This window comes from Paraburkholderia phosphatilytica (assembly GCF_003443895.1).
GTDB classification, from domain to species: domain Bacteria; phylum Pseudomonadota; class Gammaproteobacteria; order Burkholderiales; family Burkholderiaceae; genus Paraburkholderia; species Paraburkholderia phosphatilytica.
The window spans coordinates 32,667-55,967 of record NZ_QQOA01000039.1 but is presented as its reverse complement, the minus strand read 5'-3'; the positions used below and the strand labels follow the sequence as shown (position 1 = coordinate 55,967).

Sequence of the window (23,301 nt, the reverse complement as noted above, 5' to 3'; positions counted from 1 at the left end):
TGTAGAACCTGAATCTCCAGAATCATGACCTGTTCCGGCTGACATTATCTGACAGCCGGTATTTCGTTGTTTTTGCACCTTTCACGGTTTCGTTAATCGAATGCTGCTAAGCTGCTGGTTCAATTCAGAAGTCTGAAAAGATGAATCAGTAACCCGATTGCCGGTGTTCAATATCATCGCTACCTGAACAGCGCAAAGCTGCAACCGCGGTGAACACGGGTACCGGCTGGACCAGGAAAATGAACCGGAATAACGAGGTATTCACGCTGCCAACGGGGAAGCTGGCAACGTGGATGCTGGACGTCGGAGAGAACGTCCCGCACGAAATCCGCGCCGCACTGGTCGCGAGCCTGTTCGGCACGCTGCCCATTTTCTTCGGCGGCGTCTTCAACACGATCGCGGTTGCATGGGTGCTCGAACGGCGCCATCCGAATCTCGCGTTCAAGGCGTGGCTCGCGGTCGAAATCGCCGTATGCATCGCGCGGCTATGTGTGCTCGTTGCGGCGCGCCGCCGCTCGCAGCGTGGCGAACCGACGCTCACCGGCATGCACGTGCTGCTCGCGCCCGCGTGGGGCGCGACGGTCGGCTATGGCGCGCTCGTCAGCGTGCTGAGCGGCGACTGGGTCGCGGCTACGCTGTCGTTCCTGTCCGCCGCGGCGATGGTGGGCGGCATCTGTTTCCGCAACTTCGGCGCGCCGCGGCTCGTCGCCGTGATGATCTTCCTGTCGCTCGGGCCGTGCTGCGTCGGCGCGCTGTTCGCCGGCCAGCCGGTGCTGCTGCTGACACTCGTGCAGATTCCGTTCTATCTGTTCGCGATGAGCGCGGCGTCGTGGCGCCTGAACGCGCTGCTCGTGTCGACGATGAAGTCCGAGCGCGAGAACGACCGTCGCGCGCGGCACGACGACCTGACCGGACTGCTCAATCGCGCGGGTCTGTCGCATGCCACCGCGCGCGGCCACGGTTATGACCATCCCGGCGGCGTTAGGCCCGGCATGGCGCTGCTGTATCTCGACCTCGACGGCTTCAAGCCGATCAACGATGCGTACGGCCACGGTGTCGGCGACAACCTGCTCGCGCGCGTCGCGGACCGGCTGCGCGCGCTCGCGGGACCGGACGCGCTGGTTGCGCGGCTGGGCGGCGACGAATTCGTGATCGTCACGGACGTCGCGAAGGAACCCCAGCATCGCGAACTCGGCGACCGCCTGATCGCCGAGGTGCAGAAGCCGTTCCAGTTCGGCTCGGACGTGTCGGTATCGGTGGGCGTCAGCGTGGGGATCGCGCTGGTGTCGAGCGCGGACGACGAGATCGACGGCGTGCTGCGCGCCGCCGACGAAGCCATGTATGTCGCGAAGCGCGAAGGCAAGGGGCGCTGGTCGATGGCGGCGCGGCCACCGCTTGCGCGGACCGGCGACTTCGCCGATTCGATGAGCGACACCGACGCCTGAGCGCGGCTTCACCCGCATTCCACCCGCGCGATGCATCTTCGCCGCGCGCATCGATCTATCAAAAGATGAGGGTTAACGCCAGGGCGAATCGTCCTTGACGAACCTGCGTTGATTACTTAGCCTGAAGGTTAATTAGCTAATGGGTTAAATGAAGATGCCAGCCGATGCACTGAGCGCCACGTTCGCCGCGCTCGCCGATCCGACCCGTCGCGCGATGCTGGCGCGGCTCGCGGAAGGCGAGGCCACGGTCAACGAACTGGCGGAACCGTTCGATATGTCGCTGCCGAGCATCTCGAAGCATCTGAAGGTGCTCGAGCAGGCGGGTCTGATCGAGCAGAGCCGGCAGGCGCAGTGGCGTCCGCGCCGTCTGCAGGCGGCGCCGCTGCGCGAGGTTGCGGGCTGGCTCGAGCGCTATCGCAGCTTCTGGGAAGGCAGTTTCGATCGCATGGCCGACTACGTCGGCGAGCTTCACATCACGGAGAAGCAGCATGGCAGACGAAAGAAATGAATCCGGCCGGAATGGATCCAGCGCGGCGCACGGGGCCGACAGCGGCTATGCGCTCACGATCACCCGCACGCTGAACGTGCCGCGCGCGCTCGCGTTCGAGGTGTGGACCACGCCCGAACATCTCGCGCGCTGGTGGGGTCCGCGCGACGAGACGGGCCGCGATTTCACCACGCCGTTCTGCGAAGTCGACTTTCGCCCGGGCGGCGCCTATCGCATCTGCATCCGCTCGCCACAGGGCGACGACTACTGGCAGCGCGGCGTCTATCGCGAGATCGTCGAGCCGGAGCGGATCGTGTTCACGTTCGCGTGGGAGCGCGACGGCAAGGTCGAACGCAATACGCTGATCGAGGTGACCTTCGACGAAGCCGGCCCCGGGCGCACGTTGATGACGTTCCGGCAATCGGGTCTTGAAAGCGAGGCATCGCGCGACGGTCACCGCGTTGGCTGGACGCAGCTGATCGATCGCTTCGCCGACCGGCTGGATGAAGTTGTGGCCGCAAGGAGCGCACAGGGCTGACAGCGTTGACAGCACTGCAGGGCAGCACGTTGTTGACCCCATGAGCACCTCATGAGCACCTCAGGAGACACAGCATGAAGAAGACCTATCAAGGCAGTTGCCACTGCGGTCAGGTGCGCTTCGAGTGCGACCTCGACCTTGCCGAAGGAACGAGCCGCTGCAACTGCTCGATCTGCAGCAAGGCGCGCTTCTGGAAGGCCTTCGTGCCGGGCGCCGCGCTGCGCGTGCTGGCGGGCGAAGCGGCATTGCAGGATTACCGCTTCGCGTCGCACTCGATCCGCCATCGCTTCTGCGGGCAATGCGGCATCAAGGTATTCGGCGAGGGCAGCAACCCGGCGTTCGGCGGCCAGTTCTTCGCGGTGAATCTGGCCTGCTTCGACGATCTGCCGGCCGATGAGCTGGCCGCCGCGCCGCTGCGTTTCGAAGATGGCCGCCACGACGACTGGGCGCACGCACCGGCCGATACGCGGCTGCTGTAACGGCGCCGCAGAGGCGCGCGGTGAGCATGGCGGGGCTCCGGTTCAGTGCCGCAGGGCCACGGCGGGTTCCTGCATGCCGTGCGCCTTCAGCAGCCCCGTGACCATCGCGGACTCGGCCCGCGTGATCTCGTCGAGCGACGCATCGGCAAGCTGCGCCGCGAGAATGTCGAGCGCGGCGCAGAGCGCGCGGTAGCCGTCGTCGTCGAGCTGCCACGCGCCAGCGGTTTTCTGCGCCTCGTCGAGTTCGACCATGATCGCCTGCGCCGCCTCGATGTAGTCCGCGTCCGGCGCCTGCAGTTCGAGCCGGCACAGTTCCTCGGCAACGAGCAGATAGCGCCCGAGCGTCGCGAACAGCTCGCGCGAGCCGTGGCCGCGGCGGAACGCGTCGAGCGCGATGTAGCACTGCAGCAGCATCGAGCGGGTCACGGGCTCGTGCGATGCGCGGCTATAGGTTAGCGCGCGCAGCAGCGGCGACATCGAAGGGCGCATGGGGCGATGGGATTGGGCTTTGCGGTTCACGGTCACTCCTCGACCTGGATACGTCGCGCCGCCTGCTTCCAGCTGCTTTGAACTGTCTCGAACCGAAATCGGCGGCGCTGACGGATATAACGCGCGGACCGCTTCGCCGTGCACGCGCAACGCGTGATATTTGTAAGCGAATATTCGGTGTTTACCCCCACTCCAATCCGCTTTTGTTATCGCGCCATCCAATACTCGGATTGTTGCGGTATCGGCGGCTTCGTATAGTCGTGACATCGGCAGTTCAAGAACACAACGGAGACAGCATGAATCGCATCGATCTGGATGGGCGCGTCATCGTGATCACGGGCGGCGCGCGGGGCATCGGCTACGCGGTGGCGCAGCGCGCATTGCGCTCGGGCGCGGCCGTTTCGCTGTGGGACGTCGACGCCGCGCGGCTCGCGACGAGTCAGCAGGAACTCGCGGAACTCGGCAAGGTATCGACGGCGATCGTCGAGCTGACGAGCGAGCAGTCGGTCGGCGAAGCCACCGCGGAAACCGTCAAACAGCACGGCAAGATCGACGTGCTGATCAACTGCGCCGGCATCACCGGCGGCAACGGCAAGACCTGGGAGCTCGAACCCGACGTGTGGCGCCGCGTGATCGACGTCAACCTGATCGGCCCATACCTCACGTCGCGAGCCATCGTGCCGCTGATGCTGAAGCAGGGCTATGGCCGCATCGTCAACATCGCATCCGTCGCGGGCAAGGAAGGCAACCCGAACGCGTCGCACTACAGCGCGTCGAAGGCAGGTCTGATCGGCCTGACCAAGTCCCTCGGCAAAGAGCTCGCCACCAGCAACATCCTCGTCAACGCGGTCACGCCTGCTGCCGCGAAAACCGAGATCTTCGACTCGATGAAGCAGGAGCACATCGACTACATGCTGTCGAAGATCCCGATGAACCGCTTCCTGATGCCGGAAGAGGCCGCGTCGCTGATCCTGTGGCTGTCGTCGGAAGACTGCGCGTTCAGCACGGGTTCGGTGTTCGATCTGTCGGGTGGGCGCGCGACTTACTAGCGGCGTGGGGCGGCGAATGCCTTGAGCCCGCAGAAGACGGGCGTACCGGAAAGACATGGGAGACAAGATGAGTGTGCCCACCACACCCGCCACACCCGCATCGTCAGGCGATGCCATAACGCTCGAACGCGCGATCGGCCGCGTGATGCGGCGCCTGCTGCCTTTTCTGCTGCTGATGTACGTGCTGGCGTTTCTCGACCGCGCGAACATCGGCTTCGCGCAGAAGGCGCTGCAGCACGACACCGGCCTGTCGGACGTCGCGTTCGCGTTCGGCGCGGGCGTGTTCTTCATCGGTTACGCGCTTTTCGAGGTGCCGAGCAATCTGCTGCTGCATCGGGTCGGCGCGCGCATCTGGATGTGCCGGATCATGGTGACGTGGGGGCTCGTGTCCGGCGCGATGGCGTTCGCGCACACGTCCACCGCGTTCTACGTGCTGCGCTTCCTGCTCGGCATCGCGGAAGCCGGCTTCTTCCCCGGCATCATCTACTACCTCACGCACTGGTTTCCGCAATCGGCGCGCGCCCGCGCGGTCGGTGTGTTCTATTTCGGCGCGCCGCTCGCGTTCATCTTCGGCAGTCCGCTGTCGGGGCTGCTGCTCGAACTGAATGGCACTGGCGGTTTTGCCGGCTGGCAGTGGCTCTTCGTCGTCGAGGGCGCGCTCGCATCGTTCGTCGGCGTGTGGGCGTTCTTCTATCTCGACAACCGGCCTGCCGATGTCGCCTGGCTCGACGAGAACGAACGCGCCGCACTGCGCGTCGCGATCGCGGGCGACGACCACGCCGCGGCATCGCACGGTCCGCGTCATGTCGGCGCGGCGCTCGTCGACCGGCGCGTGCTTGCGCTGTCCGCGATCTATCTGCTGATCCAGATGGCCGTGTATGGCGTGATCTTTTATCTGCCGCAGCAGGTCGCGGCGCTGCTCGGCACGAAAGTGGGCTTGCGCGTCGGCCTCGTGACGGCGCTGCCGTGGCTGTGCGCGGTCGCTGTGACGTGGTGGGTGCCGCGCCGCGCGGATCGCGCCGGCGGTCATCGAGGCTGGGCGATGCTGCTGCTGGCGCTCGCGGGTTGCGGCATCGCGGTATCGGGCCTCGCGCATCAGCCGGTGGTCGGTCTCGTCGCGCTGTGCTTCGCGGCGAGCGGCTTCATCGCCGCGCAGCCGCTGTTCTGGACCTTGCCGACGCGCTATCTGACGGGCGCCGCGGCGGCGGGCGGCATCGCATTGATCAATTCGCTGGGCGGCCTGGGCGGCTTCTTCGCGCCGTCGCTGCGCACGTGGGCCGAGCACGCGTTCCAGTCGAGTTCGGCGGGGCTCATCGCGCTGGCCGCGGCGAGCGTGCTCGCGGCGCTCGCGATCGGCACGCTGCGAACCGGCGAAGCTACCGAAACATACGAATCAATCGAATCAAGCGCGGGAACAACCGCAGGATCAACCGCACAGGCAAAACGGAGTTCATCGACATGAGCATGCCCACTATCCGGCACGTGCGTGCCTTCACGGTCCGCGGCGGCGGCGCCGACTATCACGACCAGGGGGACGACCACTGGATCGACGATCACATCTCGACGCCGATGGCGCGCTATCCCGAGTACCGGCAGAGCCGCCAGTCGTTCGGCATCAACGTGCTCGGCACGCTGGTCGTGGAGATCGAGGCGAGCGACGGCACCGTCGGCTTCGCGGTCACGACGGGCGGCGAAATCGGCGCGTTCATCGTCGAGAAGCACCTCGCGCGCTTTCTCGAAGGGCAGCTCGTGACCGACATCGAGAAGATGTGGGATCAAATGTATTTTTCGACGCTCTACTACGGGCGCAAGGGCATCGTGCTGAACACGATTTCCGGCGTCGACCTCGCGCTGTGGGACCTGCTCGCGAAGGTGCGCAAGGAGCCGGTGTATCAGCTGCTCGGCGGTCCGGTGCGCGACGAGCTGCAGTTCTACGCGACCGGCGCGCGCCCCGATCTCGCGAAGCAGATGGGCTTCATCGGAGGCAAGCTGCCGTTGCAGCACGGCCCGGCCGAAGGCGAGGACGGCCTCAAGCAGAACCTCGCGAAGCTCGCGGACATGCGCTCGAAAGTCGGCGACGACTTCTGGCTGATGTACGACTGCTGGATGAGCCTCGACGTGACTTACGCGAAGCGTCTCGCGAAGGGCGCGGCGGAGTACGGGCTGAAGTGGCTCGAGGAAGCGTTGCCGCCTGACGACTACTGGGGCTATGCGGACCTGCGCCGCAACGTGCCGCCCGGCCTGATGGTGTCGACGGGCGAACACGAGGCTACGCGCTGGGGCTTCCGGATGCTGCTCGAAATGGACTGCTGCGATCTGATCCAGCCGGACGTCGGCTGGTGCGGCGGCATCACCGAACTGATCAAGATCTCGGCGCTCGCGGATGCGCACAACGTGCTCGTCGTGCCGCACGGCTCGTCGGTGTACAGCTATCACTTCGTCGTCACGCGGCACAATTCGCCGTTCGCCGAGTTCCTGATGATGGCACCGAAGGCCGACCAGGTGGTGCCGATGTTCACGCCGCTGCTGCTCGACGAACCGGTACCGGTGAACGGCCGGATGAAGGTGCCCGAGACGCCGGGCTTCGGCGTGCGGCTGAACCCGGAGTGCAAGCTCGACCGGCCGTACACGCACTGATACGCACTAGACACGCACGAAGGAGACGACACAGTGCTGCTCAAGGACAAGGTGGTGATCGTCACCGGCGGCTCGCGCGGCATCGGCCGGGCGATCGCGGTGGCGTGCGCGGCGGAGGGCGCCGATGTAGCGATTAACTATTGGGGTGACAACGACGCGTCGTACGGCAAGCGCTCGGCGATCGCCGACGTGATCGGCGAAATCGAGAAGCTGGGCCGGCGCGCGATCGCGGTGGAAGGCAACGTCGCCGCGCCGCAGACCGGCACCGACCTCGTCCGCCATGCGGTCGATGCGTTCGGCAAGGTCGACGTGCTCGCGAGCAACGCGGGCATCTGCCCGTTCCACGCGTTTCTCGACATGCCGCCTTCGGTGCTGGAGCGCACCGTCGGCGTGAACCTGAACGGCGCGTTCTACGTGACCCAGGCCGTTGCGCGGCAGATGAAGGAGCAGGGCACCGGCGGCTCGATCGTCGCGACGAGCTCGATCAGCGCGCTCGTCGGCGGCGGCGAGCAGACGCATTACACGCCGACCAAGGCCGGCGTGCATTCGCTGATGCAGTCGTGCGCGATCGCGCTCGGGCCGTACGGCATCCGCTGCAATTCAGTGATGCCCGGCACGATCGCGACGGACCTGAACGCCGAGGACCTCGCGAACGAGGAAAAGCGCAGCTACATGGAGAAGCGCATCCCGCTCGGCAGACTGGGGCGGCCGGAAGACGTGGCCGACTGCGTGGTGTTTCTGGCGTCGGACCGCGCGCGCTATGTGACGGGCGCGTCGTTGCTGGTGGATGGCGGGCTGTTCGTGAACCTGCAGTGAACGTTCAGTGAAGCCGCGGTGAATCCGGAACGCGTCCACTGCATGCGATGTTCACTGAACCGCTCAGTGAAAGGTTCAATGAAGCCTTCAATGAGGGCTTCAATGCGCGGCGACCGTCTTGCCGCCGTGCTGCGCGGGCGCGTGATCGTCGGCGGCGAGCGGCTGGGAGAAACGCCGCAACAGGCCGACGAAGTGCTCGGCCGGTTCGGCAAGCGGTTCGCCCTTGCGCGTGAGGATGCCGAAGCCCGGCAGGCTCTTGCCGATCTCGATCGGCAGCGCGACGAGCAGCTTGCCGCGCACGTGATCGCGCACGACGGATTCCGGCAGCATCGCGACCGCGTCGTAGTTTTCGAGCAGTTGCAGCGTCGCGAAGATCGACGCGCATTCGGTCAGGTTGACGGGCGTGGCGAGGCCCGCGCGCGCGAGTTCTTCCTCGAACAGCACGCGCGCCGGGCTGGTGAGCGGTTGCGCGACCCACGGCCACGCGATCAGTTCGGCGAGCGTGACGGAGGCGGCGCGCGCCAGCGGATGACGGGTGCGCACGATCAGCACCAGCGGTTCGCGCGCGAGCGGCTCGAAGCTGAAGTCGTTGTGCTGCAGTGGTGTGGTGAGACGGCCGAGCGCGAGGTCCACTTCGCGGCGGTGCAGCAGTTGCACGACCTGATCGCTGGTTTCGCCGAGAATGCGCACGTTCAGCAGCGGCCGTTCGGTCTTCAGCGACGCGACCGCCATGGCAAGCAGATCGGGCGCGGCGCCCATGATCGCGCCGACGGTCAGCTGCCCGTGGCCGCCCTTGCGCTTCACGTCGAGGTCTTCGGCGAAGCGCGTGAGTTCGGCGAGCGCGCGGCGCGCGTACGCGAGCGTGACGACGCCGAGCGGCGTGGGCTGCATGCCGCGCGCGTTGCGCTCGAACAGCAGGAAGCCGAGCGCTTCCTCAATGTCGCCGAGCATGCGGCTCGCGCTCGGCTGCGCGACGTTGATCGCTTCGGCGGCCTGGTGAACGTTGCGCGCGTCGTCGAGCGCGACGAGCAGCGCGAGATGCTTGAACCGGAGACGATTGACGAGCGCGACCGTGGAGGCAGGGTGGTTCATGGAGCGAAGGGCGGTGGGCACCCGAAGCGATTCGGTTTCTGGATCGCTCAATCTCAACAACGGATTGAGTGGCTATCGCAGCCGGAATTATAGTCGTTCCATGCCTGACGCAGAGCAGGCCGCGGAACAACATTGGAGACAGGCACGAATGGAGACGATCGCTTTCCGGATGGTGCTCAACCCCGGCACGCGCGACGAGTACGAGCGCCGCCATCGCGAGATCTGGCCTGAACTGGCCGATGCGCTCCACGACGCCGGCGTGCGCGATTACCGGATCTTTCTCGACGAGGCCACGCATCACCTGTTCGCTGTGCTGTCGCGCACGGACGATCACCAGATGAATGCGCTGCCCACGCTGCCCGTGATGCGCAAATGGTGGGACTACATGGCCGACATCATGCAGACGGAAGGCGATCACACGCCGTTTGTGCAGCCGCTCGCGCCGGTGTTCGAACTCGCGCCGCGCGGCGATGCCGCCCAATCGCTTTCAGCGCATTGACGAGGAGCCCATGATGCAGGTCGTCGATCCGCACATCCATCTGTGGGACCTGAAAACCCACCGCTATCCGTGGCTCGAGAATCCGGGCGTGTCGTTCGTCGGCGATGCCCGCGATCTGCAGCACGACTATCTGATCGCCGACCTGCTCGCGGACGCGAACGAAATCGACGTGCTGAAAGTCGTGCATGTCGAAGCGAATCACGATCCCGCCGATCCGGTCGAAGAAACGCGCTGGCTGCAGTCGGTTGCGAACGATCCGGCTTCGCGCGGCATGCCGAACGGGATCGTCGCGTGGATCGATTTCAGCGCGGCGAATGCGGCCGAACTGCTGGAGGCGCACGCGTCGTTCGCGAATACGCGCGGCGTGCGGCAGATCCTCAACGTGCACGGCAACAAGCTGTACGACTACGTCGGCCGGCAATACCTGCAGGAAAAAACTTGGCGCGAAAACTTCGCGCTGCTGAAGCGCCACAACCTGTCGTTCGACATGCAGCTCTATCCGTCGCAGATGGACGAGGCGGCCGAGCTTGCTCGCGCACATCCGGATACGGCGTTCATCGTCAATCACGCGGGCATGTTCGTCGACCGCACGAGCGTCGTCGGCTGGCGTGCGTGGCGCGACGGGCTGCGCAAGCTCGCGGCGTGCAACAACGTGTCGGTGAAGATCAGCGGCCTCGCGATGTTCGATCACGCGTGGACTGTCGAAAGTTTTCGTCCCTATGTGCTCGATACGATCGACGCATTCGGCGCAGAGCGCGCGATGTTCGCATCGAACTTTCCGGTGGATCGTCTGTTCGGCTCGTACGGCGACCTGTGGCGCGCGTATGCATCGATCGTGAGCGACCTCAGCGCGAGCGAGCAGGCCGCGCTGTTCCGGACCAACGCCGAACGCATCTACCGCATCTAGACCCACGTGCCGCGCGCACAGCGTGGCGCGAGCCAGGAGGAGACAGGCCGTGCAGCAAGACCACAACGGCGTTCCGCGACTACAGCTGAAGCACGCGAGCAAGACGTTCGGCCGCGTGCGCGCGCTCGCCGACGGCGATCTCGTGCTGCGTGCCGGCGAAGTGCACGCATTGCTCGGCGAGAACGGCGCAGGCAAGTCGACGCTCGTGAAAATACTCGCGGGCGTGCATCAGCCCGATACCGGCGAGCTTTACATCGACGGTGTCGAGCGGCAGTTCGCGACACCCGCGCAGGCGCGCGATTCGGGCATCGCGGTGATCTATCAGGAGCCCACGCTGTTCTTCGATCTGTCGATCGCGGAGAACATCTACATGGGACGCCAGCCGGTGGATCGCGTCGGCCGCATCCAGTACGACACGATGCATCGCGAAGTGGATGCGCTGCTCGCGTCGCTCGGCGTCGATCTGCAGGCGGAACAGCTGGTGCGCGGGCTGTCGATCGCGGACCAGCAGGTGATCGAGATCGCGAAGGCGCTGTCGCTGAATGCAAGCGTGCTGATCATGGACGAGCCGACTGCCGCGCTGTCGCTGCCGGAAGTGGAGCGGCTGTTCGCGATCGTGCGCAAGCTGCGCGAGCGCGACGTCGCGATCCTGTTCATCACGCACCGGCTCGACGAAGTGTTCGCGCTGACCCAGCACGTGACGATCATGCGCGACGGAGCGAAGGTGTTCGACGCGCCGACTACCGAGATGACCACTGCGTCGATCGTCGCGAAGATGGTGGGACGCGATCTGGAGAGCTTCTATCCGAAGGCCGACGTGACCCCCGGCGACGTGCGTCTGTCGGTGCATGGGCTTACGCGCATCGGTGTGTTCAAGGACGTGTCGTTCGACGTGCGCGCGGGCGAGATCGTCGCGCTAGCGGGGCTCGTCGGCGCGGGCCGCAGCGAAGTGGCGCGCGCGATCTTCGGTATCGATCCGCTCGATGCCGGCGAGATCCGCATCGTCGGGAAGAAGCTTGCACCGGGACGTCCGGCCGCGGCCGTCAAGGCGGGCCTCGCGCTCGTGCCCGAGGATCGCCGCCAGCAAGGTCTCGCGCTCGAACTGAGCATCGCGCGCAATGCGTCGATGACGGTGCTGCAGCGGCTCGTGCGCTTCGGCCTGATCTCGGAGCGTAGCGAAGTCAATCTCGCGACGCAATGGGGCAAGCGCCTGCAGCTGAAAGCGGGCGATCCGCAGTTGCCGGTCGCCACGCTGTCGGGCGGCAACCAGCAGAAGGTCGTGCTCGGCAAGTGGCTCGCCACGCACCCGAAGGTGCTGATCATCGACGAACCGACGCGCGGCATCGACGTGGGCGCGAAGGCCGAAGTGTACGGCGCGCTCGCGGACCTCGTGCGCGAGGGCATGGCGGTGCTGATGATTTCGAGCGAGCTGCCCGAAGTGCTCGGCATGGCCGACCGCGTGCTGGTGATGCATGAAGGCCGCATCAGCGCCGAAATATCACGTGCCGACGCCACCGAGGAACGCATCATGAATGCCGCGCTCGGTCAGTCCAATCCGCCTCTGGGATACGCCGCATGATGCGCCACTCGACGACCCATCCACCCGCGATGCCACAGAACCAGAACGGCAACGGGCGCCCGCGCAACGGTTCCGGCGGCGTACTCGCGGCGCTCGCGAAGAGCCGCGAAACCACCTTGTTCGTCGTGCTGATTTTGCTGATCGGCGGCACCGCGCTCGCGCGGCCGCAGTTCCTGAACCTGCAGAACCTGCGCGACGTGCTGCTCAACGTATCGATCATCAGTCTGCTCACGGCGGGCATGACGGTCGTGATCCTGATGCGCCATATCGATCTGTCGGTCGGTTCGATCGTCGGCGTGACCGCGTATGCGGTGGGCGCGCTGTATGTCGCGCATCCGCAGATGCCGGTGATCGTCGCGCTCGGCGCGGGGCTGCTGATGGGCATCGTGGCCGGCGCGATCAATGCGCTGCTGGTAGCGGTGGGGCGCGTGCCGTCGCTCGTCGCGACGCTGTCGACGCTCTACATCTTCCGCGGCGCGGACTACGCGTGGGTGCATGGCGGTCAGATCAACGCGACGAGCCTGCCGCCCGAATACTCGCGTCTCGCAACCGGCGAAGTGTTCGGCATTCCGACGCTCGCGCTGATCGCGCTGGTCGTGCTGATCGGCCTCTCCGTTTATCTGAAGCAGTTCCGCGCGGGACGCGAGCACTACGCGATCGGCTCGAATCCGGAGGCCGCGCGGCTTGCCGGCGTGAGCGTCGAGAAGCGCGTGATGATGGGCTTCCTGATTTCCGGCGCGATCGCGGGCTTCGCGGGCGCGTTGTGGCTCGCGCGTTTCGGCACCGTCGACGCGAGCACCGCGAAGGGGATCGAACTGCAGGTGGTGGCGGCCGCCGTGGTGGGCAGTGTCGCGATCAACGGCGGTGTCGGCACGATTCTCGGCGCGACGTTAGGCGCGCTGGTGCTCGGCGTGATCAGCATCGCGCTCGTCGTGCTGCACGTGTCGCCATTCTGGGAGCAGGCCATTCAGGGCGCGCTGATCGTCGCCGCGATCGCCGCCGATACCTTGCTGGCCCGCTCCGTCGCCAAACGCATGATGAGGAAACGCGATCATGGCTAAACCCGATGCCGCGCTCTTGACGCGCAAACCGCTGGTGCCGCTGCACTGGGAAACGCTGCTCGCCGTGCTGCTGATCCTGTCGCTGATTCTCGGCCGCGTGCTGTCCGTCGACTTCTTAAGCGCGGCGAACATCGGCAACGCGCTGGCCGATCTGACCGAAGTCGCGCTGATGGCGCTGCCGATGACGCTGATCATCGTCGCCGCGGAGATCGATCTGTCCGTCGCGTCGGTGCTCGGCGCATCGAGCGCGCTGATGGGCGTGCTGTGGCACATGGGTCTGCCGATGCCGCTGGTGATGATCATCGTGATCTGCGCGGGCGCGCTGGCTGGCCTGCTGAACGGCCTCGTGATCGTGAAGCTGAACCTGCCTTCACTCGCGGTGACGATCGGCACGCTCGCACTGTTTCGCGGTCTCGCGTACGTGCTGCTCGGCGATCAGGCGGTCGCGGATTTCCCGGCCGGCTACACGGCGTTCGGCATGAACATGCTCGGCTCCACATTCATTCCGCTGCCGTTCACGATCGTGATCGTGTGCGCGGTGGTGTTCACCGTGCTGCTGCAGGCTACCGCGTTCGGCCGCAGCCTCTACGCGATCGGCGCGAACTCCACCGCCGCCGCGTTTTCCGGCATCGACGTCGCGAAGATCCGCCTGCGTCTGTTCGTGATGTCGGGCGCGGTCAGCGCGCTCGCCGGCATCATCTACACGCTGCGTTTCACCAGCGCGCGCGGCGACAACGGCGAAGGCTTCGAGCTTTCGGTGATCGCGGCGGTGCTGTTCGGCGGCGTCAGCATTTTCGGCGGACGCGGTTCGATGATCGGCGTGCTGCTGTCGCTCTTGATCGTCGGCGTGCTGAAGAATGCGCTGACGCTCGTCGACGTGTCGAGCGAAACGCTGACGATCGTGACCGGCGTGCTGCTGCTCGCATCGGTGCTGATTCCGAACATGGCGGCCCGCTGGCGCGCGATGCGCGACCGCCGGCTGCTCGCGAAGTCCGCGGCGGCAAGCTAGGCGTTTCACTCCGGATTCACTTTGCGGAAATCATTCATTCAAGTAGTCAAAGAAGCAAACGAAGCACATCAACAACCTCGGACACCCGTCCGAACATCAAGTGAGGAGACACGCATGTTCAAACCACTACGTCACGTAGGAAAGGCGGTCGGAACGGCGACACTGTGCGCGGCGATGCTGGGTATTGCCGCGAGCGCATCGGCGGCCGGCATCAAGGAAGGCCTGAAGATCGCGTTCGTGCCGAAGCAGATCAACAACCCGTACGAGGTGATCGCCGACAACGGCGGCCTCGACGCGATCAAGGAGTTCAAGGGCGAAGGCAAGGCGGTGGGCCCGTCGGATGCCGGCGCATCGTCGCAGGTGTCGTACATCAACACGCTGATCACGCAGCACCAGAACGCGATCGTGATCGCGGCGAACGACGCGAACGCGGTCGTGCCGTATCTGAAGAAGGCGATGGCGCAGGGCATCAAGGTCGTGACGTTCGACTCCGACACGGCGCCTGCCGGCCGGCAGCTGTTCGTCAACCAGGCGAACGCGGAAGGCATCGGCCGCGGCCAGATCGAGCTCGTGTCGAAGCTGATGGGCGGCGAGGGCGAGTTCGCGATCCTGTCGGCGACGCCGAACGCGACGAACCAGAACACGTGGATCAAGTACATGCAGGAGGAGCTGAAGAAGCCGGAGTACTCGAAGATCAAGCTCGTGAAGATCGCCTACGGCAACGACGACGACCAGAAGTCGTTCGTCGAGACGCAGGGTCTGCTGCAGGCGTATCCGAACCTGAAGGCGATCGTCGCGCCGACGACGGTGGGTATCGCCGCGGCCGCGCGCTACATCTCGTCGTCGTCGAGCAAGGGCAAGGTGCAGGTGACCGGTCTCGGCACGCCTAACCAGATGCGCGAGTTCGTGAAGAACGGCACCGTGAAGGCGTTCCAGCTGTGGGATCCGGCCGAACTCGGCTACCTCGCAGCCTATGCGGCGGCGAATCTCGCCTCGGGCACGATCACCGGCAAGCAGGGCGAGAGCTTCGACGCGGGCAAGCTCGGCAAGCGCACGATCGGCGCGAACGGCGAAATCATCCTTGGACCGCCGACCACGTTCGATGCCACCAACATCGACAACTACAACTTCTAACGCCGAACCGTTTTTCGAGAGCCGGTGCCCGCAAGGGCACGAGGGCCGCTGGGTGGACCGCTCACGATCGCCGCGAACGCGACGTGAGCGGTTTTTTTTACGTCCGGCTGACCAAAAGGTCAGCGCGACATGCTCGCGAGGATTCGCGCCGTAACCCGCTGCATTCACACTGGCATGCGAAAATAGCCGCTCCTTCCCGATCAGCGAACGCGAGCGCAGCAGGTTTCATCATGCCGTCCAGCACCTTCATCCCCAGTATTCCCGCGAAGTCCGAAGACGATTTCGAGGTTTCGGCCGGCACGCGGATGCGCGGCTACCGGCGCTTTTTCGGTCAGCTGCGCGTGGTGCGCACAACCGATAACCGCCAGCTGTTCCCGTTCGATGGCGCGCCGGACATCGGCCCGTTCACGACGCAGCAGGAGGCGCTGGCGGCGGCGCAGGTGATGGGGGAACGGATCGTGCAGGGCGATCTGGATCACCCGGAGATGTGAGCACGACGCGCTGAACTCAATGCTTCGCGCACAACCGTTCGATCGTGGTCACCAGCAGTTCCATCGAAGCCGGCTTGCGGATGCAGTCGTCCCATAGCGCGTTCACTTCCGCGCGCAGCGATGCATCGGCCGCGGTGTGGATCAACACCGGAATATGCGCGAGATCGGGGCGTCCGCGCAGCCGGCGGCACAGTTCGACGCCGTCCATCAACGGCATCATCCAGTCGGTGATCACGAGATCCGGCGCGCGCGCTTCGATCATCGCCAGCGCTTCCTGGCCATTTCGCGCGCAACGGACGTCGTACTGCTCGTTTTCGAGCAGCATCTGCCAGACATAGAGAAGATCGGGCTCGTCGTCGACGAGCAGGATCGAATGCATGCTCGGGTCGCATATTTGTTGCTGAGGTAACGCTGACGCAGCAACAGGTGTTCCCGCAGTGTGGTAACTGCACCATAACATCCGTGCTGGCGGTGCCGGTGCGGCGAATGTGCGGCGTTCAATAACGGTGCGCGAGCCGCAATCGCATCAGTTCGCGGGTCGCGGCATCGAATTCGCCGAGATAGCGAAACTCGCCGGCGGCAAGCGTCGCGACCGCCATTCCATCGCGGTACAGCACGCGATTGCCGGCGATTGCCGGTACCTTGTCGCCCGGCAGCAGCGTGCCGACCACGTTGAGCGGATCTGTGGCGGCGACCGCGATATATGCGCCGTCGTTTGCCTGACGGCGCACGTCGCGCAGCAGTGGAATCGCTTCGGCCAGCGCGAACTGTTCGCCCGATACGCCTTGCACGAAACGCCCGCCGCGTACCAGACCGCGCGCTTCGAAACGCTGCAGCGTGCGCAGCAGTTCGCGCCACGGCGGCAGCCATTCCGCCTCGCGCGCGAGCAGGTGCCAGAACACCACGCCATAGCGGCGCAGCAGCGTGTTCACCACATGTTCGAGTATCTCCGGTGGCGTTTGCCGGTATCGCTGCGCGCGCGTCAACGCGGTCGTGTCTGAAGAAGACGGAGCGGCCGCATCGTTCGCGGCATCGTTGCCTGCAACGGATTTGCGGCGCACGAGCGCCCAGCGTCCCGCATCGTCCATCCCGCCGATCGGCGCGGCCAGGCGCGGACGCGGCCGGCGGCTGCCGAACTGCGACGTGCGTTTTGCCGCGGGCCGCAACAGCGCGCGCAGTCCCGCGAAGCTGTCCGCGTTGACGAGGCCCGCGCTCACCAGTTCGCCGAGCGCGCCGTCGAGTTCGACGGGCAGGAGACGCGTGTCGGTCAGCAGTTCGTCGTAGAACATCGCGCCGTGCGCGGACAACGCATCGTGCGCCTGCTGCGCGCGCGTCGACAGTTCGGGCTGTCCGTTCGCATCGACGAGCGAGGTCCACACCGGCACGTCGCGGCGCGGCAGCAGCACGATCGGCGTGCTGCGCACCGGGCCGCCCGCCGCCCGCTCGCGTGCCGCGAGACGGGTCCACATGAGTTTGCCCGCGCGACACAGGTCGTCGAGCGCCATGATCGAATAGTCCTTCAGCCGCGCCGGCAGAATCTCTTCTTCCCAAGCGCTGGCCGCGGCTTCAAACCCTTCGAGCTGCGCGAGCGCGGCGGCGAGCGCGTCGCGTCCTTCGCCGCGCGTATCGGGCGTCAGATGCTGCCAGACGAACAGGAAGCGCATGAAGTCGTGCCGTTCGACCGGCTCGATCTCGCGTCGCAAACGGCGCACCGTATAGCGATGGATGCGCGCGAGCAGATGCCGCTCGCACCATTCTTCATCGGCGGTGCCGGGCGTGAAGCGGCCGCGCAATACGTAGCCTTCCGCTTCGAGGCGCGTCAACGCAAGCGCGACCGTCGACGCCTGCAACGCGAGTGCGCGTGCGATCGATGGCACCGGCAGTGGACCGAAGCCCGACAGCCGCGCGCGCAGCAGGTCGACGAGCGCATCGTCTTCGGTCCACGCTTCCGTGTAGCCCTTCGGCGGTTGCAGCGGCGGCACCATCGGCGCATGCGGATAGATCGCGCGCACGCAGGTCACGCGTTCCGCGGGCAGCCACAGCGCGTCGTGCTCCGCGATCTGCAGGCGCGCCGCGCGGCCATCGGCGGCCAGCGCCGCAAGCCATGCGAGCCAGTTTTCGTGCGGCTTTGCCTCGCGTTCGCCGATGCACGCGAGCGCGACGAGCGCGTCGTGCATCTCGTCGGCGTTGCGCGCCTGCGGCCACGCTTCATCGCGCACGCTCGCGATCGCGTCGGCATCGAGCGCGCCGAGATCGTCCGCGGACTCCGGATCGGTCCAGCGGCGATTCAGCACCGCCTGCGTGCGGCGCTCTTCGAGCGGCGCATCGTCGAGATACGCGTACGGCTTCGCGGTGAGAATTTCGGCGGCGAGTGGCGATGGCGCGGGCAGATCGCGCGACACAAGCGCGATGTCGCCGCGTTCCATGCGTCGCAGCAATGCGAGCCAGCTGTCCGCATCCATCGCTTCGTGCAGGCAGTCGTCGACGGTCTGGTCGACGAGCGGATGGCTCGGCAATTCGCGTTCGCCGACGATGTTTTCGAGGCACGCAGCCTGATCGGGAAACACCGCGGCGAGCAGGTCGTCGCTGCGCATCCGCTGCAGTTGCGGCGCGGTCTTGCGGCCGCCCGTGAAGCGCGGCAGCGCGAGCGAGGTGGTCGCGTTCCAGCGCCAGCGCACGCCGAAGAGGGGCGCATCGAGCAGCGCCTGAACCAGCAGATGCTCGGCGGTGTTCGAATGCAGATAGCGCCACACTTCGTCGAGCGGAAAACTGTGGGTGCCAGTCAGCGACAGGATGATCGCGTCTTCGGTTGCAGCGGCCTGCAGCTCGAAGTTGAACGAGCGGCAGAAGCGCTTGCGCAGCGCGAGACCCCATGCGCGGTTCACGCGGCTGCCGAACGGCGCATGGATCACGAGCTGCATGCCGCCGGACTCGTCGAAGAAACGCTCCATCACCAGCGTGTTCTGCGTCGGCAGCGTGGTGAGCGCGGCACGGGCGCGCGCGAGGTATTCGACCATCTGCCGCGCGGCGGATTCACCGAGTTGCAGTTCGTCGTGCAGCCAGTCGAGCGCGGGTTGCAGGCGGCTTGTATTGTCCGCCGTCGCATCGTGCTGCCCGAGCCGCGCATCGATCTGCGCGCGCAGTCGCGCGACGCCGAGCGACAGCTCGTCGCTGCGGCCCGGTGCTTCGCCGAGCCAGAACGGAATGTTCGGCGATTGCCCGTGCGCATCCTCGACGCGCACGCGGCCCGATTCGACGCGCAGGATCCGGTACGACGCATTGCCGAGCTGGAACACGTCGCCCGCGAGACTTTCCACCGCGAAATCTTCGTTCACCGTGCCGATGTTGACCGCCTGCGGTTCGAGGATCACCGCGTAGTCCGCGTTCTCCGGAATCGTGCCGCCGGACGTGACCGCGACGAGCTGCCCGCCGCGCCGCCCGCGCAGCAGGCCATGCACCGCGTCGCGATGCAGATACGCGGCGCGCGGCCCGTGCCGGCCCGTATAGCCTTCCGCGAGCATCTTCAGCACCGCGTCGTACTGCTCGCGTTCGAGCGCCGCATACGGCGCCGCGCGCCGCACGAGTTCGAAGAGCGCATCTTCGTGCCACTCGGCGTTCGCGGTTTCCGCGACGATCTGCTGCGCGAGCACGTCGAGCGGCGCGCGCGGAATCACGAGCGCATCGAGTTCGCCGCGACGCACGCAATCGAGCAGCGCCGCGCATTCGAGCAGGTCGTCGCGCGACACTGGAAAAAGCCGCCCCTTCGGCACGCCGCCCACGTGGTGCCCCGAGCGGCCCACGCGCTGCAGGAACGGCGCGATCGCGCGCGGCGAACCGATCTGGCAGACCAGGTCCACATCGCCGATATCGATGCCGAGTTCCAGCGAAGCCGTGGCGATCAGCACTTTCAGCTGCCCGTGCTTCAGACGCTGCTCCGCATCGAGCCGGTATTCCTTCGCGAGACTGCCGTGATGTGCGGCCACCGCTTCCTTGCCGAGCCGCTCGGTCAGATGCCGCGCGACGCGCTCCGCCATGCGGCGCGTGTTGACGAACACGAGGGTGGTGCGATGCTGCGCGACGAGTTCGGCCATGCGGTCGTACACGCGCTCCCACACGTCGTTCGGCAGCACCGCTTCGAGCGGCACCGGCGGCAGTTCGAGCGCGAGATCGCGAGGCCGCGTGTGACCGACGTCGACGATTGCGCAATCGGCCGGCGTGGAGTCGCCCACTGGCGCGCCGCCCACCAGAAAACGCGCGACGTCCTCGATCGGCTTTTGCGTCGCGGAGAGACCGATGCGCGTGAGCCGCCGGCCGCATAGCGCATCGAGCCGTTCGAGCGTCAGCGTCAGATGGCTGCCGCGTTTGGTGCCCGCCATCGCGTGAATTTCGTCGACGATCGCCGTGCGCGCCGTCGACAGCATCGCGCGGCCCGAACCCGATCCCAGCAGCACGTAGAGCGATTCCGGCGTCGTCACGAGAATGTGCGGCGCGCGTTTGCGCAGCGCGGTGCGCTCCTGCTGCGTGGTGTCGCCGGTGCGCACGGCGGTGCGGATGTCGAGCGGCGGCAGGCCGCGTTTCGCGAGTTCTTCGGCGATGCCCGCGAGCGGCACCTCGAGGTTCAGATGGATGTCGTTCGACAGCGCCTTCAGCGGCGACACGTACACCACCAGCGTTTCGTCCGGCAGCGTGCCGTTTGCCGCGAGCCCCGCCTGCACGAGTTCGTCGAGCGCGGAGAGAAACGCGGTCAGCGTCTTGCCGGAGCCGGTGGGCGCCGCGACGAGCGTCGAACGGCCGCTGCGGATCGACGGCCATGCGGCCGCCTGCGCGCGGGTAGGCGACGCGAACGCGCGCCGGAACCAGCCCGCGACGGCGGGATGGAACGCGGCGAGCGGATCGTGGCCTTCGTCTGCCGCGGCACTCGCTGCGGCAGACGGTTCGGCGATCACGGTCTCGCGGATGGCGGACGAAGCGCGACGGGGCATCGGAAAGGATCCTGGGCAACGAAACAGCCGCGCGTCGTACTGATTGCGATCCCGCGGCGTTCACCGGATATGCCGCCAGTCTCGCAGGTTTTCAACGCGCGTGCCCGGCCTCCAGAGAGGTGCCGTCCGCTCTGCGCGATCTGCCGCGCTGCAGTATGCTCAACCGGCTCATCAACATCACTCACACGATGGAGACGCGACACATGCGCTATAACCAGCTGGGCCGCACCGGCCTGTTTGTTTCGGAGTTGTGTCTGGGAACGATGACGTTCGGCGGCGGCGAGGGCATCTGGCGGCAGATCGGCGATCTGCAGCAGGCGGATGCGGAACGCCTCGTCGGCCGGGCGCTCGATGCGGGCATCAACTTCATCGATACCGCCGACGTCTACGCGCAGGGCCTGTCCGAGCAGATCACCGGCCATGCGCTGAAGAACCTGAAGGTGCCGCGCGACAAAGTCGTGGTTGCAACCAAGGTGTTCGGCATGACGGCGGACTACCCGAACGCGCGCGGCGCCACGCGTTTTCACATCATGGACGGCATCAAGGCGAGCCTGAAGCGCCTGCAGCTCGACCACATCGACCTGTACCAGATCCACGGTTTCGACCCGGCCACACCGGTCGAGGAAACGGTGCGCGCGCTCGATACGCTCGTGCAGCACGGCCACGTGCGCTACGTCGGCGTGTCGAACTGGGCCGCGTGGCAGATCGTGAAGGCGCTCGGCATCGCGGAGCGTCATGGCCTCGCGCGCTTCGAGTCGTTGCAGGCGTATTACACGATCGCGGGCCGCGATCTGGAGCGCGAGCTGGTGCCGATGCTCGAAAGCGAAGGGCTTGGCCTGATGGTGTGGAGCCCGCTCGCGGGCGGCCTGTTGAGCGGCAAATATGGCCGCGACAAGCAGGCCGAAGCCGGCAGCCGCCGCACGACTTTCGACTTCCCGCCGGTGGAACGTGAGCGCGCATACGACTGCGTCGACGCAATGCGCGCGATCGCGGAGCAGAAGGGCGTGTCGTGCGCGCAGATCGCGCTTGCGTGGCTGCTGCATCAGCGCGTGGTGATGTCGGTGATCGTCGGCGCGAAGCGGGTCGAGCAGCTCGACGACAACATCGCGGCCACCGGGGTCGAGCTGAGCGACGCCGAACTCGCGACGCTCGACGACGTGAGCCGCCTGCCCGCCGAATATCCGGGCTGGATGCTCGAGCGCCAGGGTGGTCCGCGGCGCGAACAGGTGGCGGGCGGACGGCACGCGGCCCGACGTTAAACGTTCACTGGCGGGCGGGTCCGCCGTTTGCTTGTTCGTAGAGATTTGCCGACCGTCGCATTGCCGCACGGTCGTGCGTGATACTCGCGAACGGAGCAGGCGCATGACCGCGAACAGGATCGGCTGGTTTCACCGGGCGCACGGCGCGCCGCGGCAGGACGCGCGCGCCGACGCCCCAGCCGCGCGGGAAGCCCGCGAGGTCGCCTCTGAACGCGGCTGGTCCGGCAATCTGCGCACGGTGGTCGCGCTGTTCGGCGCGCCGGCCGCCTGGGTGGCGCAGGTGGCGCTCTCCAGCGTGCCGGTGCGGCTCTCCTGTCCCTCGCCGGACGAGGTCATTTCTTCCCAGCCGTTGTCATGGCTGCAATGGCTGGTGCTCGCGGCGAGCGTGGGCTGCGTGCTGCTCGCGCTGGCCGGCGCCGCGCTCGCGTGGCGCGAACTGTGGCGTACGAGCCGCGTGCCGTGGGATGGTCCGTTGAGTTCGCGTCATGTTCGCGCGGAGCGTGCGTGGCTGCTCGCGCGGATCGGCGCGATGGTCAGCACGATGTTCGTGATCGGTCTCGCTTCGACCGACTTCGCGGTGCTGGTCGGGGCCGCGTGCGTGGCCCCGTGATTCGATTCAATGTTGCCTGATTCAAGGCCCTGACTCACGGACGAGCGGCGACTTCGTCGAGATGCAGCAGCAGATCGGCGGGGTCGTCATAGACGCGTAATGCGCCCGCGCGCTCCAGTTCCTCCGCGCCATACCCACCCGACAGCAGCCCGACGCCGAGCGAGCGGCAGCGTCGCGCGGCCAGCATGTCCCAGATGCTGTCGCCCACCACCACCGTGTGTTCGATCGGCACGTTGAGTCGCGCGGCCGCGGCGATGAAGAGATCGGGGTCGGGCTTCGCGTACTTCACGTCGTCGCGCGTGACGACGACCGCTTTCGACGGATCCACGCCGAGCGCCTCCAGATTCACCGCCGCCGTTTCCATCCGCCCGCTCGTGGCGATCGCCCAGCGCGTGCCGCTTTCATCGAGCGCCGCGAGCAGTTCCTTCGCGCCCGGCAGCGGACACACCTGCGCGCGCAGACGCCGGTACGCGTCCGCGTGTTTCTGGCGCAGCCGGTCTGCGCGGTTCGCATCGATCTCGCCGCCGGTTTCGCGCAGCAGCTGGTTCATGAAGAGTCCGCCGCTCATGCCGATGCGCCGGTGAATGCGCCACACCGACAGATCGATGCCTTCGTCGTCGAGCGCTTCTTTCCACGCGAGCACGTGTTGATAGACGCTGTCGACGAGCGTGCCGTCGAGATCGAACAGGAAGGCCGTGGCGATACGCATGAGCTTCTCCGGGCGGGAATGGGACTTAC

General features: G+C 66.3%; 22 protein-coding genes. 17 read left to right on the top strand and 5 right to left on the bottom strand.

Features of this window, described 5'->3' with window-relative positions; genetic code table 11:
* Positions 1 to 239 precede the first annotated feature (239 nt).
* From DVS29_RS29525 to DVS29_RS29510, 4 genes are all read left to right on the top strand, one after another.
* Positions 240 to 1,445, top strand: a complete 1,206-nt coding sequence (locus DVS29_RS29525) for a GGDEF domain-containing protein (RefSeq protein WP_118184071.1) — start codon at positions 240 to 242, stop codon at positions 1,443 to 1,445.
* Between the two features lie 148 nt (positions 1,446 to 1,593).
* Entirely contained in the window at positions 1,594 to 1,953 is a 360-nt protein-coding gene (locus DVS29_RS29520; protein ID WP_338069351.1) for an ArsR/SmtB family transcription factor, read from the top strand.
* A complete protein-coding gene (locus DVS29_RS29515) occupies positions 1,934 to 2,470 on the top strand; it encodes an SRPBCC family protein (protein ID WP_118184070.1) in 537 nt (178 codons plus the stop codon). Before DVS29_RS29520 ends, DVS29_RS29515 begins: the two co-directional genes overlap by 20 nt.
* A gap of 74 nt (positions 2,471 to 2,544) precedes the next feature.
* Positions 2,545 to 2,949, top strand: a complete 405-nt coding sequence (locus DVS29_RS29510) for a GFA family protein (RefSeq protein ID WP_118184069.1) — start codon at positions 2,545 to 2,547, stop codon at positions 2,947 to 2,949.
* 42 nt (positions 2,950 to 2,991) lie between these two features.
* Here the strand turns inward: DVS29_RS29510 and DVS29_RS29505 are convergent, their stop codons facing one another.
* Positions 2,992 to 3,468, bottom strand: a complete 477-nt coding sequence (locus DVS29_RS29505) for a hypothetical protein (RefSeq protein WP_118184091.1) — start codon at positions 3,466 to 3,468, stop codon at positions 2,992 to 2,994.
* Between the two features lie 266 nt (positions 3,469 to 3,734).
* On the opposite strand from DVS29_RS29505, the gene DVS29_RS29500 reads away from it, so the two are divergent.
* The 4 genes from DVS29_RS29500 to DVS29_RS29485 all read left to right on the top strand — a co-directional run bounded on the left by DVS29_RS29500 (position 3,735) and on the right by DVS29_RS29485 (position 7,940).
* Positions 3,735 to 4,487 (top strand): SDR family NAD(P)-dependent oxidoreductase, encoded by a 753-nt coding sequence (locus DVS29_RS29500; protein WP_118184068.1) that lies wholly within the window; start codon positions 3,735 to 3,737, stop codon positions 4,485 to 4,487.
* Positions 4,488 to 4,632: 145 nt separating this feature from the next.
* Positions 4,633 to 5,949 carry an MFS transporter gene (locus DVS29_RS29495; RefSeq protein WP_240655837.1) on the top strand — a complete coding sequence of 439 codons (1,317 nt, stop codon included), beginning with the start codon at positions 4,633 to 4,635 and terminating at the stop codon, positions 5,947 to 5,949.
* Complete coding sequence (gene rhmD / locus DVS29_RS29490) at positions 5,946 to 7,124, top strand: L-rhamnonate dehydratase (RefSeq protein WP_118184067.1); 1,179 nt, start codon at positions 5,946 to 5,948, stop codon at positions 7,122 to 7,124. The genes DVS29_RS29495 and rhmD overlap by 4 nt, the downstream gene beginning before the upstream one ends.
* Positions 7,125 to 7,157: 33 nt before the next feature.
* Complete coding sequence (locus DVS29_RS29485; protein ID WP_118184066.1) at positions 7,158 to 7,940, top strand: L-rhamnose 1-dehydrogenase Lra1; 783 nt, start codon at positions 7,158 to 7,160, stop codon at positions 7,938 to 7,940.
* Positions 7,941 to 8,039: 99 nt separating this feature from the next.
* Here DVS29_RS29485 and DVS29_RS29480 read toward each other — a convergent pair whose 3' ends face one another.
* On the bottom strand, positions 8,040 to 9,032 hold the full coding sequence (locus tag DVS29_RS29480; RefSeq protein ID WP_118184065.1) for a LysR family transcriptional regulator: 993 nt from the start codon (positions 9,030 to 9,032) through the stop codon (positions 8,040 to 8,042).
* 148 nt (positions 9,033 to 9,180) lie between these two features.
* Here DVS29_RS29480 and rhaM point away from each other — a divergent pair, with 148 nt between their 5' ends.
* The 7 genes from rhaM (at position 9,181) to DVS29_RS29445 (ending at position 15,712) form a co-directional block, all read left to right on the top strand.
* On the top strand, positions 9,181 to 9,531 hold the full coding sequence (gene rhaM / locus DVS29_RS29475) for an L-rhamnose mutarotase (RefSeq protein WP_118184064.1): 351 nt from the start codon (positions 9,181 to 9,183) through the stop codon (positions 9,529 to 9,531).
* 13 nt (positions 9,532 to 9,544) lie between these two features.
* Positions 9,545 to 10,438 (top strand): amidohydrolase family protein, encoded by an 894-nt coding sequence (locus tag DVS29_RS29470; RefSeq protein ID WP_118184089.1) that lies wholly within the window; start codon positions 9,545 to 9,547, stop codon positions 10,436 to 10,438.
* Positions 10,439 to 10,487: 49 nt separating this feature from the next.
* Positions 10,488 to 12,017 (top strand): sugar ABC transporter ATP-binding protein, encoded by a 1,530-nt coding sequence (locus tag DVS29_RS29465; RefSeq protein ID WP_118184063.1) that lies wholly within the window; start codon positions 10,488 to 10,490, stop codon positions 12,015 to 12,017.
* Positions 12,014 to 13,078 carry an ABC transporter permease gene (locus tag DVS29_RS29460; RefSeq protein WP_118184062.1) on the top strand — a complete coding sequence of 355 codons (1,065 nt, stop codon included), beginning with the start codon at positions 12,014 to 12,016 and terminating at the stop codon, positions 13,076 to 13,078. Before DVS29_RS29465 ends, DVS29_RS29460 begins: the two co-directional genes overlap by 4 nt.
* Positions 13,071 to 14,087: an ABC transporter permease gene (locus tag DVS29_RS29455; RefSeq protein WP_118184061.1), complete on the top strand. Its 1,017-nt coding sequence runs from the start codon at positions 13,071 to 13,073 to the stop codon at positions 14,085 to 14,087. Before DVS29_RS29460 ends, DVS29_RS29455 begins: the two co-directional genes overlap by 8 nt.
* 114 nt (positions 14,088 to 14,201) lie before the next feature.
* Positions 14,202 to 15,221 (top strand): rhamnose ABC transporter substrate-binding protein, encoded by a 1,020-nt coding sequence (gene rhaS / locus DVS29_RS29450; RefSeq protein ID WP_118184060.1) that lies wholly within the window; start codon positions 14,202 to 14,204, stop codon positions 15,219 to 15,221.
* A gap of 230 nt (positions 15,222 to 15,451) precedes the next feature.
* Positions 15,452 to 15,712, top strand: a complete 261-nt coding sequence (locus DVS29_RS29445; protein ID WP_118184059.1) for a DUF6723 family protein — start codon at positions 15,452 to 15,454, stop codon at positions 15,710 to 15,712.
* A 16-nt stretch (positions 15,713 to 15,728) separates the two neighbouring features.
* On the opposite strand, the gene DVS29_RS29440 is transcribed toward DVS29_RS29445, so the two are convergent.
* The gene (locus tag DVS29_RS29440) at positions 15,729 to 16,091 is read right to left on the bottom strand and encodes a response regulator (RefSeq protein ID WP_118184058.1); all 363 of its coding nucleotides are present in this window, start codon (positions 16,089 to 16,091) and stop codon (positions 15,729 to 15,731) included.
* A 118-nt stretch (positions 16,092 to 16,209) separates the two neighbouring features.
* Positions 16,210 to 20,694, bottom strand: coding sequence for a DEAD/DEAH box helicase (locus DVS29_RS29435; RefSeq protein WP_118184057.1), 4,485 nt, complete (start codon positions 20,692 to 20,694; stop codon positions 16,210 to 16,212).
* Between the two features lie 203 nt (positions 20,695 to 20,897).
* On the opposite strand from DVS29_RS29435, the gene DVS29_RS29430 reads away from it, so the two are divergent.
* A complete protein-coding gene (locus DVS29_RS29430; protein WP_118184088.1) occupies positions 20,898 to 21,953 on the top strand; it encodes an aldo/keto reductase in 1,056 nt (351 codons plus the stop codon).
* 103 nt (positions 21,954 to 22,056) lie between these two features.
* A complete protein-coding gene (locus tag DVS29_RS29425; RefSeq protein ID WP_118184056.1) occupies positions 22,057 to 22,563 on the top strand; it encodes a hypothetical protein in 507 nt (168 codons plus the stop codon).
* Between the two features lie 34 nt (positions 22,564 to 22,597).
* On the opposite strand, the gene DVS29_RS29420 is transcribed toward DVS29_RS29425, so the two are convergent.
* Positions 22,598 to 23,272, bottom strand: a complete 675-nt coding sequence (locus DVS29_RS29420; RefSeq protein ID WP_118184055.1) for an HAD family hydrolase — start codon at positions 23,270 to 23,272, stop codon at positions 22,598 to 22,600.
* Positions 23,273 to 23,301 lie beyond the last annotated feature (29 nt).